This is a genomic window from Synechococcus elongatus PCC 6301, from assembly GCF_000010065.1.
Taxonomy (GTDB): domain Bacteria; phylum Cyanobacteriota; class Cyanobacteriia; order Synechococcales; family Synechococcaceae; genus Synechococcus; species Synechococcus elongatus.
Map to the genome: position 1 here is coordinate 567,525 of NC_006576.1, position 15,442 is coordinate 582,966.

Genomic DNA, 15,442 nt, shown 5'->3' on the forward strand with positions numbered 1-15,442 from the left:
GAGCGAACGCCAGCATCAATTATCCCTAATCCAAGCTGAGATAGGTATACCGCTGTAGACCCTCTTCATAATGGCGAAGCAGCCGCTGGGCTTCATCTAAACTGATTTGATCCTGTTGCAAAGCAGCTTCAGTTTGCTGGCGTAGACGTTCTAGAAGCTGTTCCGTATCGTATTGGACATAGCCCAAGACTTCGCCCATCGTGTCACCTTTAACCACATGCTCAATGCTGTAGCCCTTAGGCGTCAGTTTGATATGGACGGCATTGGTATCCCCAAACAGGTTATGAAGATTACCCATAATCTCTTGGTAGGCACCGCCTAAAAACATCCCTAAAACGTAGGGTTGGTCGGGCTGGAGCGAATGAAGTTCTAACGTAGATTTGACATCTAGCAAGTCAATAAAGCGATCAATTTTGCCATCGCTATCACAGGTCAGATCTGCAAGCGTTACCCGCTGATTAGGCTCTTCATTCAGACGATGAATCGGCATGATTGGGAAGAGCTGATCGATCGCCCAAGTATTGGGAGCTGATTGGAAGACGGAGAGGTTGACGTAATAAATCGACGCCATCACCCGTTCTAGATCTTCGAGATCTTCAGGAATGCGGTCGAGTTGCTTCAAGAACTCCTGAATCCGATGGCAGCAGCTCCAAAAGAGTCGCTCTGCTTTGGCGCGCTCTGTCAAACTCAAATAGCCCAAGCGGAAGGCAGAAACCGCATCTTCCTTGAGTTTGAAGGCATCGTGATAGCACTCCTGCAGATTCTCAAGGGCGATCGCTTCCAAGACTTCGTAAAGGGTGCGGACGATCGCAGAATCCTCTTCCTGAGGTGGTTCCACGGCAGCCCGAGGCACCTCGCTACTGCCCAACACATCAAATACCAACACCGATTGGTGAGAGGCGATCGCGCGCCCACTCTCACTCGTTAAGGTCGGGACAGCCAGCCGGTGTGCCTGACAAGCATCCTTAATCGTGGCAACCACATCGTTGGCGTAGGTCTGCATGTTGTAGTTTTTCGAGGCGTGGAAGTTGGTCTTCGAACCGTCGTAATCGACCCCCAAACCACCACCAACATCGAGATAACGCATGTCTGCGCCCAAGGCGGCCAGTTGCACATAGATCTGCGCTGCTTCTTGGATCGCATCCTTGAGCACGCTGATATCAGAAATTTGCGAGCCGATATGGAAGTGCAGCAGTTGCAGACAGTGCAGCAGGTTCGCTGCCTGAAGTTCCTCGACTGCCGCCACAATCTCGGGCATGGTCAGACCAAACTTGGCGCGATCGCCTGCCGAACTGCCCCAGCGCCCCATTCCTCTGGCGTTGAGCTTGGCACGCACACCTAAAATGGGTTCGATCCCCAAGCGCTGGCTGGCGGCGATCGCAACGTCCACTTCTTCCAGTTGCTCAATCACAAGGATGGGCGTTTTGCCCAAGCGCCGTCCCAGAATCGCCGTTTCGATATAGTCCCGATCTTTATAGCCGTTGCAGATCAGCAACGCCCCCGGCGTATCCAAGTGCGCCAGGGCAATTAATAGTTCCGGCTTTGAACCCGCTTCTAGCCCAAATTGAAAAGGACGCCCATAGTTGACCAAACTTTCGATCAAATGGCGCTGCTGGTTGCACTTGACGGGGAAAACGCCCCGATACTCACCGGCATAGTTATAACGAGCGATCGCTTTGGCAAAGCAAGCATTCAACCGCTCGATCCGGTCTTCCAAAATATCGGGAAAGCGGATCAGCAAGGGCAGATTCAGGCCCCGCCGCCGCAGCGCTTCTACGAGTTCATAAAGGTCGAGGGAGCCGCCGCGATCGCCTTGGGGTGAAACGGTAATGTGACCGGCAGCATTGATACCAAAGTAAGGCTCACCCCAGCCCTGAATCCGATAGAGCGCTTCGCTGTCTTCAATGCGCCACTGCTGCGACTCAACAGCTACCGCCAAGGGTGCGATCGCCGTTTGTTCAGCCGCCATGAGTTTCTCCACCAATGCCCTGCTAGTCTAGCCTGCGGCTCAGTCTGGCACGGCTAGGGCAGCTCAATCCACTGGGTTTGTTCAGGGGTGAGCAAGTAGGCCGACAGATGGGAAACACTGGAGAGGAAGGCATAGCGCAGACGATGCCCTCCATCAATTAAGACAGGCAGTACGGTCGCTGGATGTTCTTGCCGTGCTTGCGCCACAATCAAGGGCCGACTGAGGTCAAAGTCTTCGAGTCCTTTCAGGGCGCGATCGATCCGTAAATCATTGATCGACCGTCCCTTTTCCAGCCGGTTTTTGTCGCGAAAAGGACTGGGCTGCTCAGGATGAGGATAATCAATGCCCTCAAAACGCGCCATGGCCGGCACATGGATGTGATTACGTAGGCAAGCCACTTGGCCTTGGGCAATTAGAGATTTTGCCTTGGCAACGCTCCAGACTCGACGGTAGAAGCGAAATTGCTCATCACACTCGGGATAGGGCAGGGTTTGGCGAAAGCGCTCGTATTCCAGCTCACTCGGTAACCAGCGGGTTGGGGCAGTCAGGATGGGCATCGCGTTAACCCTGAAAGTGCTTAACCATCCAAGCTAGGCTGGCACCAGCTTTCAATTCGTAGCTGTAGCTACTGTTTGCGCTGGCAGCGCTAGGGTTGTTGCAAGTCTTATTCAAGTTCGTGGCGATCACTGACTTCACTTAATCTGTTGCAAGCTGAAGTTGAGTGCTTCCCCGTCCGTTTCCCCCCTTTGCATGACCTACTGCCTCGGCATCGTCACCCAAGCTGGCCTGATCATGGCGGCTGACTCTCGCACCAATGCGGGCATCGACTACATCTCGACTTATCAGAAACTGTTTGACTTTTCGCTGCCGGGTGACCGCACCATTGTCATCTGCTGCTCGGGTAACCTCTCGATTACCCAAGCGGTGCTGAGTCAACTCCGGCGGGATCTCGCCGGTCATTTCGACATCAATCTGCACAGTCTGCCAACGATGTACGACTTGGCTCGCTACCTCGGCCAAAAAGTGCGGCAACTGCAAGAGAGCGACCGCGATTGGCTGAAGCAAGATGGCATCGACTTCTATTGCAACTTCTTGCTGGGCGGACAGATTCGCGGCGGCCCGATCGAGCTTTACTTGGTCTACGGCCAAGGTAACTGCATCCACGCCACCCCCGAAACGCCCTATCTCCAGATCGGGGAAACCAAGTACGGCAAGCCCATTCTCGATCGCACGATCAGTTTTGATACCTCCCTCGACATGGCCGCCAAATGTGCGCTGATGTCCTTAGATTCCACGATGCGATCGAATCTTTCCGTCGGGCCACCCCTCAACCTGGCTCGCTACGAACGCGATAGCTTGGTGGCTCCGATGCTAGTTCAGTTCCCCGCCGGCCATGAATATTTGGTGGAAATGCGCCGTCGCTGGGAAATTTCCCTCAAGGATGCCTTCATGCGGCTACCAGATATCGACTGGAGTCGACAGTTAATGCGATCGCTCAGTCCAGTAAGCGAGTCAGTGCCACTTGATAGTTCAGAGTTGAACTAATTCCAGGGGCGTAGTAAGTGCCCTCAGTGGGTGCTGTCTGAGCTGGTAGGGGAGCACTGGCCACAGCAATGTGGGTTTCGGCCGTGGCGAGGCCGATGGTTGGATCAAAACCTCGCCAGCCTGCTCCTGGCAAATAGATTTCGGCCCAAGCGTGGAGGTCGAACTGCTCTGCTTCGGGGCCACCCCAGTGGTAGCCACTGACAAATCGGCCTGCCAGTCCCACAGCCCGACAGACCTCTAGAAAGACCGCCGTAGTATCTCGGCAGGAGCCTTGACCCAGGGCTAGAGTTTGACCGGGCCAACGGGGATCGCCGAAGGGGCGCTGAACGTAGCGGATTCGCTCGTAGAGGTATTGATTGAGCAGCAGCAAAAACGAGATCGTGTCGTTTTTAGCCTGCTCCAAGAGCTGCTGAGCCAAGCGCAAACAGGCTGGATCAAACCCGCCTGGTAGGTAGCTCTGGCGATAGGGCAGCAGGCGATCGCTCTGGGATTGCGCCTCAGAGCGCAGGGGTAGGCGAACGGCCCAAGGCTCTAGCAGGAACTCAAACGGATTTTCGAGACAGGTCACGACTTCAGCGATCGCTTGCAGCTTGACATGATCGCAGGGGTCATTGAACCAAGCGCGCTGACAGAGATTGCCGTCGAGCTCTTGAACTTCGAACAAGCGATCGGGCTGGGGCTGAATTTGCAACTGAAACGATCGCAATTGCTGGAAGTGATTGCCACGCGGTTGCAGCCGGATCCAGTGAGGATGAAGGTCGACCGGAGCATCGTAGTAATACTCAATCTGATGCTGAATGCGAAAGTGGGGCATAGGTTACGCCACAATCGCATCGAGCGTGAAGAAGGTCTCAAAAATTTGCTGATCAACGTGGTTCATTTTTTGTTCGAGATCATCGAGAAATTCATGTAAGCCAATCTCAAAAATTTCAGCCATTGTTAAATAGCCTAATTCAGCGCTGAGCCGCCCGATCGCCCGTTGCGCCAAGTTCGACCAAGTTCCAGAGGGCGTCCCACAAATCGTATGGAGAGAGGATTCGACACGGCCGAGGCAATGGCGAATCGATCGCGGAAAAATGGGATTGAGGATGAGGAATTCTGCCACTCCCAAGGGCGTAATCCGGCGTCTGCCCTGTTTTCGGAACATTTCGTAAGCGCTAGCCGATCGGAGCAGCGCAATCCATTGCAACTCATCGAGCAACGTCCCTACATCCTGAGGTGAGGGCAGCAAGATGAAGTATTTCACATCTAAAATACGAGCTGTTTTATCCGCTCGTTCCAGCATTCGTCCGAGATGTCCAAAGTGCCAGCCTTCATTGTGGGAAAGGGTAGCATCCATCACGCCAGCAAATAGGTGGCTCGATAATTTTACCTCTTGAAAAAAACGAGGTAGATCGACCTCACCCGCATGACTAGAAGTGTCTTTGATCATCCAGTAGAAGGAGTTAACTTGCTCCCACATTTCAGAGGAGATGATCTCGCGAATTGAACGCGCATTTTCTCGTGCTGCAGCCAAGCAGCTGAAAATTGAGTTGGGGTAATCGCGATCGAAGGTCAAAAATTTGAGCACATTTTCCTCTGTTGCCTCACCATAGCGATCGCGGAAGAGTTCATGATCGCCAGTGGTGACAATCAGGGGTTCCCACTGTTGCGAGGTGCTCGAACCGATATCGAGGTTGAGGCTAAAGTTGACATCGACAAAACGTGCAATATTCTCAGCCCGTTCGATATAGCGATTGAGCCAATAGATAGAGTCAGCAACACGACTGAGCATACAAATATCCTCCTGCTTATTAAGCTTGCGACTGACTAGAATTAAAATCTGATGACTCAGTCAGAACCCAGGTGTCTTTACTGCCGCCACCCTGCGATGAGTTGACGACAAGTGAACCCTTACGCATTGCGACGCGCGTGAAGCCACCCGGTGTGATGTGAATGGTTTCTCCACAGAGAATATAGGGCCGCAAGTCGACGTGGCAACCAACAAGTTCACCATCAATTAACGTCGGCGATCGCGACAGACTGAGAGTTTTTTGAGCAATGTAATTGCGAGGATTTTCTTGAATTAAGCGGGCAAATTTTTGCCGTTCTTCTTCACTGGCTTGGGGGCCAATCAGCATACCATAACCTCCTGATTCACCCGCTGCCTTAACCACTAACTCATCTAAGTGATCAAGGACATAGGCTCGCTGGTCTTCTTCCCAGCAGAGGAAGGTCGGCACATTATTCAAAATTGGATCTTCACCCAAGTAGTAGCGAATCATCGCCGGCACGTAGGTGTAGATCACCTTATCATCTGCTACGCCGGTGCCTAGGGCATTGGCGATCGCAACCCGTCCCTGACGATAGACCTCCAGCAAACCAGGAATCCCCAAGAGCGAATCTGGCTTGAAGGCAAGGGGATCAATAAAGTCATCATCAATGCGCCGATAGATGACGTCCACACGTTTCAGACCACAGGTAGTTCGCATTTGTAAGTAACCATCCGCGATCACCAGATCTCGACCTTCAACTAACTCGGCACCCATCTTTTGAGCCAAATAGGCATGTTCAAAATAGGCCGAATTGTAAATACCTGGGCTGAGAACGACAACGGTTGGGTTATCAACCTGATCAGGCGCAAGGTGCAGTAAGGTATCTAGCAGATGCCCCGGATATTCATCGACCGGCAAAACGCCGCCGCGACTAAAGACCTCTGGGAAGGTACGCTTCATCACTTGGCGGTTTTCTAAGAAGTAGGAAACTCCGGACGGGCAGCGAACATTATCTTCGAGAACATACCAAGCACCACTGCGATCGCGGACCATATCAATGCCGGCGATATGGCACCAGATGCCATGGGGTGGCTTCAGGCCAATACAAGGCTTAAGAAACCCATTAGCTGAGAGAATTAATTCCTCAGGAATGACCCGATCCTTCAGGATTTTTTGGTCATTGTAGATATCCTGTAAGAAGCAGTTGAGTGCTGTAATTCGTTGCTTTAACCCTCGCTCTAAAGGCCACCATTCTGTGGCACTCATTAAACGGGGGATAATATCGAAGGGGATAATCCGCTCGATCCCGCCTTCCGCTCCATAGACATTAAAGGTCGCCCCCATTTTCATCAGGAAGTTTTGGGCTAATTGCTGCCGGCGCTGAATTTCTTCAACGGGCAACGTATCAACCTTGCGCACTAGGAGCTCTGCTTCAGGACGAGGTTGCCCTGGGGCCAAAAATAGCTCGTCGTAGAAGTCCCCCGGATCGTAGCTTTGAAAGAGCACGCCCGTCTTACCCCATAAATGTCATGAAAGGACTATAGAAATCGCTCAGAGTCCACTTCTGTAGTTCGGGATACGGCAAGATAAACTTTTGGATTTGGTTAAGGTGCGATCGCTAGAAGGTCGTAGCAGTATCTCTGCTAGCCCTTTGGTTGGAGCTTTGGACACACCTACGACAGATTCAAGCAGCCGCAATCGCCAAAATTGACACAGTTGCGAGATCCCTGTCTAAAATTTGGATCCCTGTGTGGTGCATCACAGAGGTTCCGATAATTTTGCGGTCTAATGAAATCGAGTTCAGTCTCCGACCTATGATGAACTTCCGCTTTTTACAGCTTGGCAAGTCAGTCGGTTCTTGCTTGATTCTGCAAGGACTCTTACTACTGTTAATCTCTAGCATTCTCAAGGTAGATCCCCTGCAACCCGCCCATAACAGTAGCGCTAGTTTCTTTTGGGAAAACTGGGCTCTTGACCAGCCTCCCGCTGTCCCCTAACTGCCCTAGACCGTCGCTGGTAATGATTGAGTGATTGCTGTTTGCAGATGAGCTAAAGTCCGCTCATTTTCTGCTGGGCTACCAATCGTAATTCGCAGTCCGTCAGCGGTGTGGCGCACCAACGTTCCCTGAGCTTTGAGTTGTGCGGCTAACGCTGCAGTTTGTGAGGAAGACTGCGTTTTTAAAAATAGGAAATTGCTAGCGCTAGGCCAGACTTGAAGCTGGGAAACGACTTGCAGTTTTCGATAGAGGCGATCGCGTTCAGTGATCAATCTAGGGATGGCTGAGAGTAGTTGCGATCGCGCCTCGAGGGCAAGAGTTGCTGCCAATTGAGCCACGCTTGGCAGATTGTAGGGTAACCGAATTGCTTCGAGGGCAGCAATCAGTTGGGGATCCCCAATGCCGTAGCCAACACGATGGGCGGCCAGTCGCAACGCTTTAGAAAAGGTACGGGTAATCAGCCAGTTGGGGTGTTGGGGTAACTCAGCCAGCAGGGTTTCGCCGCTGAATTCAAAATAGGCCTCATCAATTACCACTAAAATCTGGGGCGGGACTTGGCGCAGCCAGTCTTTTTCCGCTTCCGTCAGCGGGTTTGCGGTGGGTGAGTTGGGATGGACAACGAAACAGAGGCGAACTGGCGTGCCCTCCGTTTGGGTAATCGCAGTTTCGGCCGCCGCCAGATCCATCTCCCAAGTTTGGGGATCGCGGCCGATCCGCACTACAGGAATCCCCAAAGTCTCTGCCACAATCCCGTACATCGAGAAGGTTGGCTCCGCCACCAAGACCGAGCCTTGTCCACCCAGGCACGTGGCAATCAAGATCGAGCGAATCAGCTCATCGGAGCCGTTGCCCACAGTGACGTGCTCTGGCCCCGGTTGCCATTGCCCAGCGGTTTGCTCACTCAAGTAGTCGACGATCGCCGCCTTGAGATCCGTGTGGCTGCCATCGGGATAGCGGTTGGACGCGATCGCCTCCACATAGCGATCTGCCAGCGTTTGCTTGAGATCGGTCGGTAGATCATAGGGACACTCATTAGTGTCGAGAATGTCCATCGCCATACCAGTCCCGCCCGGATTGGGGTGGTGGGGCTGGCAACGAGCAAGCTCAGAACGCAAAAACGGCAGCATGGCGCGGCAGGGGTGAGGAGGAGCAGAAATTAACGAAGAGCGATCGGAAAGACCCAGTCTTGGTAGGCGGCCAAGCGCCCTTCGGTGATCAAGGTCAGTTGTTGGCGAATTTGATCGGTGATCGGGCGATCGCACGGTGTCAAGTAGTTCTCAACTTGTTTGACCGGCGTCACCTTGGCGGCAGTACCACTCAGGAATACTTCGTCGGCAATGAACAATTCCGACTTATCAATCGGGCGTTGATCGACGGGGATCCCCAGGTCTTGTGCCACCCGAATCACGCTGTCGCGGGTGATGCCTTCTAGGATGTCTTGGTCGTAGCCAGGGGTGATCAGACGGCCATTGCGAACCATGAATAAGTTCATGCCCGTGGCTTCGCAGACCTTGCCCTGACTATTCATTAGGATGGCTTCATCAAACCCAGAGGCGACCGCTTCAGTTTTGGCGAGCGATGAGGCGATGTAGGCACCGCTGATTTTGCCGCGCAGCGGTAGGCTGCGATCTTCTTGGCGATACCAAGAGCTAATTCGGCAACTGACCCCTTCGGGTGAGAGATAGTCGCCCAGCTGCAGACCGTAGATGAAGAAGTCTTTTTCGATGTTGTGCAGGCGCGGCGCAATCCCCAAATCCGAGGTGTAGACGAAGGGGCGGATGTAGAAAGATTGGCTAGGCTGGTTTTTCTGAACGAAGGCTTCGATTGCCTTGAAGATCTCCTCGGCACTCAATTCAAAGTGGAGAAACTTAGCACTTTGACTCAGCCGTTGGCAGTGGCGATCGAGCCGAAACAGTAAGACGCGATCGGGATTTTCAGGATCGGGGATCCCGCGCAGCCCGCCAAAGGCACCGGTGCCGTAGTGGAGGGCATGAGTTGCAATTGAGAGTTGTGCCTCAGGGAAGGGAACCAACTGTCCGCGAAAAAAAGCGTAGGGCAGAAAGTCGTTCATGGTCCCGATCGAGACTCCCAGTGGCAATGGATAGAGAAACGTCTCAGTGCGGCGACTGAGCCTGCGTTATTTTCTCACCATCTTTATTGAGTCTACAAATCCTGAAATTTCTACCCGTTCCTCAAAGACAGGACTGAGGTAGAGCGATCGCGGTAAGTGCTGGGCTGGCATGGGTGACTCGGAGAAACCGCTCAACTGAGCGAGGTGCCGGGCTGCAGAGCGCCTTCCCCAGACTTTAAAGAGGAGCGATCGCGAAAGCCCCCAACAATTCGCCAGCTTTCAGCGAGACAGTCGGGGGCAGGGGAGTTAACGACATCAAACACAACCGACGGCGACTAGACCGCCGCTTCCATGCCTTCAAACAGGCGATCGCGGATCACAGAGGTGAGCTGAGGGTCGCGGTTGACATCGCGATCGGTCAGCAGGAACCACCAAAGTTGTAGGTTACTCAACATAATGTAAAGACCTCGAAAGAATTCTTAACGCTTGTTAACAATTTAGCAGTCCTTGTCTCAGTTGGGAGTTGGGGAAACCGACCCTGGTGGATCGGTTGTCTGGACAGAAGGGTGGCGCCAAACCTCGAAAGTCCTGTCCCTGGGGCGTATGGAGGCATTGCGATCGCAGGGCAGGGAGAGTGCGTCAGAATGCGAAAGCACCTTTCGAGACCAAGACTGCATGACTGTCGCCATGGCTGCCGCGATCGCCCAGGATTGGCAATGGCAAGGGCACAAGATTCGCTGGACGGTGGCGGGCGAAGGTCAACCGCTGATCCTGCTCCATGGTTTTGGAGCCAATCTCGGCCACTGGCGCAAAAATATTCCTGCGATCGCTGCGGGGGGCTACCGAGTCTACGCCTTGGATCTACTCGGTTTTGGCGCGTCCGATAAACCTGATCGCGACTACAGCCTCGACCTCTGGGCAGAATTGGTCAACGACTTTTGGACGACGCACATCCAGCAGCCGGCTTGGGTGGTCGGCAATTCGATTGGCGCCCTGCTGAGCCTGATGTTGTTGGTGGATCAGCCCGATCGCTGGCGGGGCGGCGTCTTGCTCAACTGTGCTGGTGGTCTCAACCATCGCCCCGAGGAAATGATCTGGCCCTTGGGTTGGGTGATGAGCAGTTTTGCCAAAGTCGTCAATACGCCCAAGATTGGCCCATTTTTGTTCAATCAAGTCCGCCAGCGCTTTCGCATCCGGCAGACGCTGCGGCAGGTTTACGGCAATCGCAACGCAGTGACCGAGGAGCTGGTTGACTTGCTCTACGGCCCCTCCTGCGATCCCGGAGCTTACGAAGTCTTTGCCGCAATTTTGCGATCGCCCGCTGGCCCCTCGCCTCAAGAGCTGTTGCCACAACTACAGCGGCCGTTGTTGGTGATTTGGGGTGAGGCAGATCCTTGGACGCCCGTCTCTGCGAGCAAAATTTTCCAGACGGCGGACAGCGAGGCGGTGATTGAGTACCTAACGTTGCCGGCGACGGGGCATTGCCCCCACGATGAGCGACCGGAGTTGGTCAATCCGCTGATTTTGAATTGGCTGGATCGCCAAGCGATCGCGGCTTAAGACAGGCTCTGCTGGTTGAGAGATCCGAGCTTTCTGTCCGTGGGGGTGTTTGCGCACCCTCACACCCACGCACTGGGGGACTCGACTCCCCCAGCCCCCCGCAACAAGATTTCGGGTAGGACTGATCGGTAGGGAAGCGATCGTGGCGGGTAAGACTAACCGATGTTGATCGCTGGTGAGAGGCTCTGTGAATCGGGTAGTAGCGTCCTAACTGTTCCAATCAATGAAATAAGTTTCTCTGGCTTCTGGTGGATGAGGAGGCAGTCTGCTCAAGCGCCGCTGAGGTCGCCGCGACTGTTGAGGATGCGGCCCGCGATCGTTTCTGGCTGCAGGGCGGAGAGAATCACATGGCCTGAATCGGCGATCAGAACTGCCTTTGTGCGCCGACCGCAGGTGACATCGACGAGTTGCCCACGTTCGCGGGCTTCACTCACTGTGCGCCGGATCGGAGCGGAGTCAGGACTGACGATTGCAATCAGGCGATCGGCGGCGACAAAGTTACCGAAACCGGCGTTGAGTAAGGCTTGAGCCATTGTTGAAGTGGTCGGGGGCAGTGGCCCCATCCTAGGAGCTGTCTGTTCCATGGGCCCTAGGTCAGCCCAAAGCTGAGGCTCCCGCTGGCCTGATAGGCTGGCATCAGTCTGCCTGCCGAAGTCCCATGCAACCTGTCGATTACACCACGTTGGTCGCGGTCTGCCGGGAACTCCAAACAGCGGTTGTGCCGGCTCGGCTCGAACAGGTCTATCAACGCGATCGCTTCAGTCTGTCTCTCGGTCTGCGGACCATGAGCGATCGCCCCTGGCTGTTGCTGTCGTGGCATCCAGAAGCTGCGCGACTGCATTTAGATACGCCGCCACCCCGCGATCCTGACACCTTTACTCTCAGTCAACAGCTGCAAGCGGTGTTGAAGGGATTTGCCCTGATCGATCTGCACATTCCACAGCCCTGGGAGCGCATTGTGACGCTCTCCTTTGGCGATCGCCCAGGAGATCCGCCGCGCTTTCGGCTGTTACTAGAGGTGATGGGCAAGTACAGCAACCTCGTCCTCGTCAATGGCGACAGTGAGATTGTGACGGTGGCGCATCAGGTCAGCGATCGCCAGTCGCGCTTGCGCACGGTACGCACGGGTGAACCTTACGAGTGGCCACCAGCGCTGACGACGCCAATTCCCGATTTGGATGAACCCTTCGATCGCTGGTGCGAACGCCTACAACTCGTGCCAGGACGCCTCGATCGCCAGTTGATTCAGTGCTATCGCGGCCTCAGTAGTCGCTTGGTGCAGCAGCTTTGTCGTCAAGCGGATTTGGATCCGCAGCAGAATACAGCAGCGATCGCCCCGGCTGCGTGGCAGCAGTTGTACGGGGCTTGGCAGGATTGGTTGCGAGGCTTACAGGCTGAGACTGCTTTTCAGCCCCAGTTGCAAGAGTCGGGCTATCGCCTCTTGCCCACAGGGCCAGACTCTGCCAATAGCGTCAACGCGGTGATTGCCACCTACTACGATCGCCAGCTGCTCTCGCAACAATTTCAGCAACTCCGTCAGCAACTGTCGCAACGATTGCAACAACAGCAGCAGAAACTGCAGCAAAAACAACAGGATTTTCAAGGTCGATTACTAGCGGCGGAAGATGCCGATCGCTGGCGGCAGCAGGGCGATTTGCTGATGGCTTCCCTTGATCAGTGGCAGCCTGGCATGGAGTCTCTAACCTTGCCAGATTTTGAGACGGGCAAGCCGCAGCAGCTTCAGCTCGATCCGGCCTTGAATGCGGTGCAAAATGCCCAGCGTTTCTATCGCCGGCACCAAAAAGCCAAGCGATCGCGGCAGGCGGTTTTACCGTTGCTGGCAGAAGTAGAAGCTGAACTACGCTATCTCGACAGCATCGCGACGGCTTTAGCTCCGCTACAAACGGCCCAGACCCGTGCCGATTGGTTGGCACTGCAGGATATTCGTGAGGAGCTGGCACAACAAGGCTACTGGCCTTACAAGACCGATCGCCCCAGACCAACGCGATCGCAACCTGATTTTCTGCGCTACCAAAGCCCCAGCGGCTATGAAGTTTGGGTGGGGCGCAACAATCGCCAGAACGAAATCCTCACCTTCCAAAGCGCCACGGATTACGATCTCTGGTTTCACGCCCAAGAAATTCCCGGCAGTCACGTCCTGCTGCGCTTACCCGCAGGCGATCGCCCCGATCCAGTTGACCTTCAGTTCAGCGCTGATCTGGCAGCACTCCACAGTCGCGCAGCTCAAGCCGATCAAGTGCCCGTCGTTTGGACGGAACCGCGCAATGTCTGGAAGCCAAAGGGTGCCCATCCGGGTATGGTGCTCTACCGGCAGGAGCGAGTGATTTGGGCTCAGCCCCAACAGCGGCGATCGCAACTCACTGATAACGTAGCGTTATCAACCGCTAGGTAATTATCCCTAAATCCCTATGAGCTGAAAACGTAGCCACGATTACACTCTTGTTACACTTGAGTCATAAGGGTACTCCCAAGCTTTGCAGGGGCTGTCTGAGGATTGGGACCACAGCACGGCCACCCACCTGTATCAACTTCATTCAATCAGTAAGGTCAGCGCCAGCGCTGGCCTTTTTGTTCATCACTATTGCGAGCATCAATCGAATAGCAATCGTGCTGGCCCAACTCAGGCTATATCGTTACTGGATTGACACTCAATATTTCCCTTCTAGAAAGAATGGTTACTCTCTGGAGTAACAGACAATTGCAGGTCGGCATGATCAATGCAGCCTAGGATAGCCGGGCTGTGCATTCCAGAATCAAGCGTTGGTTGATCAGAGCGTAGGGCTGGATCTCAAGGGCGGCGCGAAAAGCAGTGATCGCCTCTCGATACTGACCGAGGGGCTGCCAAGCTCAATCCCTTGCCGTGCAAAGCCCCAAAGTGAATGGGGTTGAGGTCGATGACGCGATCGCAATCTTCCAAGGACTCGGAATAGCGCCCTTGCAAGTAGTGCAGAACCGCACGACGGTTCCACGCTTCAGCAAAGTCTGGCAGTTGGTTAATCAAGTCACTTAAGAGTTGCTCCGCCTCTGCCATTTCACCAGCAGTCATCAGCACTTCCGCCCGCTGTAGCCCATTCAGACCATAGGTTCCTTTCTGGCGATACCAGCGCTGCCAAAGTTGCTGAGTGGCGCGATCGCGCACTTGAGGTTCAGTGTCTTTGAGATCCGACAGCAGCGCTGCCAAGCTAGGGTCTTCCATCCGTGTCTTGGTGGGGTTGCTAGGTGCCCGGAGCTCAGCCGGCGTCGCCCACAGCTTATCAACAACGAGATGGGTGATGATCAGAGCGATCGCCTCCGCTGTGCGGGTTTGCCCTTGAAATTTCCTGTTTCGCTGCAACTAGCGATCGCCACAGCCCTGTGGGGTGGCACCTTTACGGCTGGTCGAATTGCGGTGCAGCAACTGTCGCCCTTGGCTGTCGCTTGCGGTCGCTATCTGTTGGCAACCACCGTGCTGCTGCTGATTCTTTGGCAGCGAGAGGGCTGGCCCCCACTGAATCGCCGTCAGCAGCTATTGCTATTCGGCTTGGGCGTGAGCGGCATTGCCCTCTACAACTGGCTGTTTTTCATTGGCCTCAGCCTCATTCCCGCCAGTCGCGCGGCACTGATCATTGCCCTCAATCCAACCGCGATCGCACTGGGAGCGGCGATCTGGACTGGCGATCGCCTGCGATCGTGGCAGTGGGCTGGGGTAGGTCTGTCGTTGATCGGCGCAATCCTGCTTTTGGGTAGCCGTCAGGCTGGAGCACTGACGCTACCGGGCTGGGGTGATCTGGCCTTAGTTGGCTGTGTCCTCTGCTGGACGGTCTACAGCCTGCTAGCTCGACAGGCCCTGCGATCGCTCAGTCCTCTGACCGTCACGACTGGTGCTTGCTGCTGGGGCAGTGTTTTGCTGATCGGACTCTGGCTTGGGCAAGGGGCACAGCTGCCAGTCAACGTCTCGTTCTCGACTGGATCAGCGATCGCGTTTCTCGGTCTGGGTGGGACTGCCCTAGCCTTTTGTTTGTATGCCAATGGCATCGAGCGCTTGGGGGCAGCGCGGGCCGGTCTGTTTATCAACCTTGTGCCCGTGTTTGGTAGTGCGATCGGAGCGCTGTTGCTGCAGGAACCGCTCTCGGGTTTGACGCTACTCGGGGGCTTGCTGGTCTTGGCAGGGGTCGGTCTGGGTACGTTGCAGCGATTGCAACCGGTACCAATCTCAACGACAGAACCAGTGGGAGGCGATCGATCACCGGGCCCGCCAGCCCTTGGGCACGATCGCTAAGATCAGGAAAAACGCTGCCGTGATTGATGCGTTTAGCGCCGAGCCACCGCCCTGGGCTAAATCAGCCCGTCACTCCCTGACTTTTAGCTGTCCGGTCTGTGACGCTTCGGCACGGGCCGCAGAGAGCGCCTGGATCAATCGCCGATCGCCCGTCTATGGCTCCGACGGCCGTCGCAAATGGCAAGAGTTTTATCACTGCAGCTGTGGTTGCAGTTGGTGGAGCTGGAGTAGCGATCGCCCTGCTCCGTCAACTGAGGAGTCTTGACC

14 protein-coding genes are annotated in these 15,442 nt (G+C 54.9%); 5 read left to right on the forward strand and 9 right to left on the reverse strand.

Features of this window, described 5'->3' with window-relative positions:
* Nucleotides 1-25: 25 nt before the first annotated feature.
* Together speA and SYC_RS02630 are read right to left on the reverse strand one after the other, a co-directional pair.
* Nucleotides 26-1,969 carry a biosynthetic arginine decarboxylase gene (gene speA, locus SYC_RS02625; RefSeq protein WP_041676926.1) on the reverse strand — a complete coding sequence of 648 codons (1,944 nt, stop codon included), beginning with the start codon at nucleotides 1,967-1,969 and terminating at the stop codon, nucleotides 26-28.
* Between the two features lie 53 nt (nucleotides 1,970-2,022).
* A complete protein-coding gene (locus tag SYC_RS02630; RefSeq protein ID WP_011242823.1) occupies nucleotides 2,023-2,526 on the reverse strand; it encodes a hypothetical protein in 504 nt (167 codons plus the stop codon).
* A 193-nt stretch (nucleotides 2,527-2,719) separates the two neighbouring features.
* Here SYC_RS02630 and SYC_RS02635 point away from each other — a divergent pair, with 193 nt between their 5' ends.
* A complete protein-coding gene (locus SYC_RS02635; protein WP_011242824.1) occupies nucleotides 2,720-3,514 on the forward strand; it encodes a proteasome-type protease in 795 nt (264 codons plus the stop codon).
* Here SYC_RS02635 and SYC_RS02640 read toward each other — a convergent pair.
* From SYC_RS02640 to SYC_RS02665, 5 genes are all read right to left on the reverse strand, one after another.
* Nucleotides 3,465-4,328 carry a transglutaminase family protein gene (locus tag SYC_RS02640; protein ID WP_011242825.1) on the reverse strand — a complete coding sequence of 288 codons (864 nt, stop codon included), beginning with the start codon at nucleotides 4,326-4,328 and terminating at the stop codon, nucleotides 3,465-3,467. The genes SYC_RS02635 and SYC_RS02640 overlap by 50 nt on opposite strands.
* Before the next feature lie 3 nt (nucleotides 4,329-4,331).
* Nucleotides 4,332-5,288 (reverse strand): alpha-E domain-containing protein, encoded by a 957-nt coding sequence (locus tag SYC_RS02645; RefSeq protein ID WP_011242826.1) that lies wholly within the window; start codon nucleotides 5,286-5,288, stop codon nucleotides 4,332-4,334.
* A gap of 19 nt (nucleotides 5,289-5,307) precedes the next feature.
* Nucleotides 5,308-6,774 (reverse strand): circularly permuted type 2 ATP-grasp protein, encoded by a 1,467-nt coding sequence (locus tag SYC_RS02650; protein ID WP_011242827.1) that lies wholly within the window; start codon nucleotides 6,772-6,774, stop codon nucleotides 5,308-5,310.
* A 496-nt stretch (nucleotides 6,775-7,270) separates the two neighbouring features.
* Nucleotides 7,271-8,392: a histidinol-phosphate transaminase gene (locus SYC_RS02660; RefSeq protein WP_011242828.1), complete on the reverse strand. Its 1,122-nt coding sequence runs from the start codon at nucleotides 8,390-8,392 to the stop codon at nucleotides 7,271-7,273.
* Nucleotides 8,393-8,421: 29 nt separating this feature from the next.
* Nucleotides 8,422-9,336, reverse strand: a complete 915-nt coding sequence (locus tag SYC_RS02665) for a branched-chain amino acid transaminase (protein WP_011242829.1) — start codon at nucleotides 9,334-9,336, stop codon at nucleotides 8,422-8,424.
* 603 nt (nucleotides 9,337-9,939) lie between these two features.
* On the opposite strand from SYC_RS02665, the gene SYC_RS02670 reads away from it, so the two are divergent.
* Nucleotides 9,940-10,896: an alpha/beta fold hydrolase gene (locus SYC_RS02670; protein WP_011242830.1), complete on the forward strand. Its 957-nt coding sequence runs from the start codon at nucleotides 9,940-9,942 to the stop codon at nucleotides 10,894-10,896.
* A 269-nt stretch (nucleotides 10,897-11,165) separates the two neighbouring features.
* On the opposite strand, the gene SYC_RS02675 is transcribed toward SYC_RS02670, so the two are convergent.
* Complete coding sequence (locus tag SYC_RS02675; RefSeq protein ID WP_173282518.1) at nucleotides 11,166-11,429, reverse strand: DUF370 domain-containing protein; 264 nt, start codon at nucleotides 11,427-11,429, stop codon at nucleotides 11,166-11,168.
* 125 nt (nucleotides 11,430-11,554) lie between these two features.
* Here SYC_RS02675 and SYC_RS02680 point away from each other — a divergent pair, with 125 nt between their 5' ends.
* Nucleotides 11,555-13,309, forward strand: coding sequence for an Rqc2 family fibronectin-binding protein (locus tag SYC_RS02680; protein ID WP_011242832.1), 1,755 nt, complete (start codon nucleotides 11,555-11,557; stop codon nucleotides 13,307-13,309).
* Between the two features lie 396 nt (nucleotides 13,310-13,705).
* On the opposite strand, the gene SYC_RS02685 is transcribed toward SYC_RS02680, so the two are convergent.
* On the reverse strand, nucleotides 13,706-14,113 hold the full coding sequence (locus SYC_RS02685; protein ID WP_011242833.1) for a tetratricopeptide repeat protein: 408 nt from the start codon (nucleotides 14,111-14,113) through the stop codon (nucleotides 13,706-13,708).
* A gap of 69 nt (nucleotides 14,114-14,182) precedes the next feature.
* Between SYC_RS02685 and SYC_RS02690 the strand changes: the two genes are divergently transcribed.
* Nucleotides 14,183-15,175 carry a DMT family transporter gene (locus SYC_RS02690; protein WP_011242834.1) on the forward strand — a complete coding sequence of 331 codons (993 nt, stop codon included), beginning with the start codon at nucleotides 14,183-14,185 and terminating at the stop codon, nucleotides 15,173-15,175.
* A gap of 19 nt (nucleotides 15,176-15,194) precedes the next feature.
* On the forward strand, nucleotides 15,195-15,440 hold the full coding sequence (locus tag SYC_RS13510) for a hypothetical protein (protein ID WP_011242835.1): 246 nt from the start codon (nucleotides 15,195-15,197) through the stop codon (nucleotides 15,438-15,440).
* Nucleotides 15,441-15,442: the final 2 nt, after the last annotated feature.

Excerpts from the sequence above, each read along its gene's own strand:
- SYC_RS02630 (WP_011242823.1), bottom strand. The coding sequence starts at position 2,526 with ATGCCCATCCTGACTGCCCCAACCCGCTGGTTACCGAGTGAGCTGGAA.
- SYC_RS02675 (WP_173282518.1), bottom strand. The coding sequence starts at position 11,429 with ATGGCTCAAGCCTTACTCAACGCCGGTTTCGGTAACTTTGTCGCCGCC.
- SYC_RS02640 (WP_011242825.1), bottom strand. The coding sequence starts at position 4,328 with ATGCCCCACTTTCGCATTCAGCATCAGATTGAGTATTACTACGATGCT.
- speA (WP_041676926.1), bottom strand. The coding sequence starts at position 1,969 with ATGGCGGCTGAACAAACGGCGATCGCACCCTTGGCGGTAGCTGTTGAG.
- SYC_RS02690 (WP_011242834.1), top strand. The coding sequence starts at position 14,183 with ATGGGTGATGATCAGAGCGATCGCCTCCGCTGTGCGGGTTTGCCCTTG.
- SYC_RS02680 (WP_011242832.1), top strand. The coding sequence starts at position 11,555 with ATGCAACCTGTCGATTACACCACGTTGGTCGCGGTCTGCCGGGAACTC.
- SYC_RS02645 (WP_011242826.1), bottom strand. The coding sequence starts at position 5,288 with ATGCTCAGTCGTGTTGCTGACTCTATCTATTGGCTCAATCGCTATATC.
- SYC_RS02660 (WP_011242828.1), bottom strand. The coding sequence starts at position 8,392 with ATGCTGCCGTTTTTGCGTTCTGAGCTTGCTCGTTGCCAGCCCCACCAC.
- SYC_RS02635 (WP_011242824.1), top strand. The coding sequence starts at position 2,720 with ATGACCTACTGCCTCGGCATCGTCACCCAAGCTGGCCTGATCATGGCG.
- SYC_RS02670 (WP_011242830.1), top strand. The coding sequence starts at position 9,940 with ATGGAGGCATTGCGATCGCAGGGCAGGGAGAGTGCGTCAGAATGCGAA.
- SYC_RS02685 (WP_011242833.1), bottom strand. The coding sequence starts at position 14,113 with ATGGAAGACCCTAGCTTGGCAGCGCTGCTGTCGGATCTCAAAGACACT.
- SYC_RS02665 (WP_011242829.1), bottom strand. The coding sequence starts at position 9,336 with ATGAACGACTTTCTGCCCTACGCTTTTTTTCGCGGACAGTTGGTTCCC.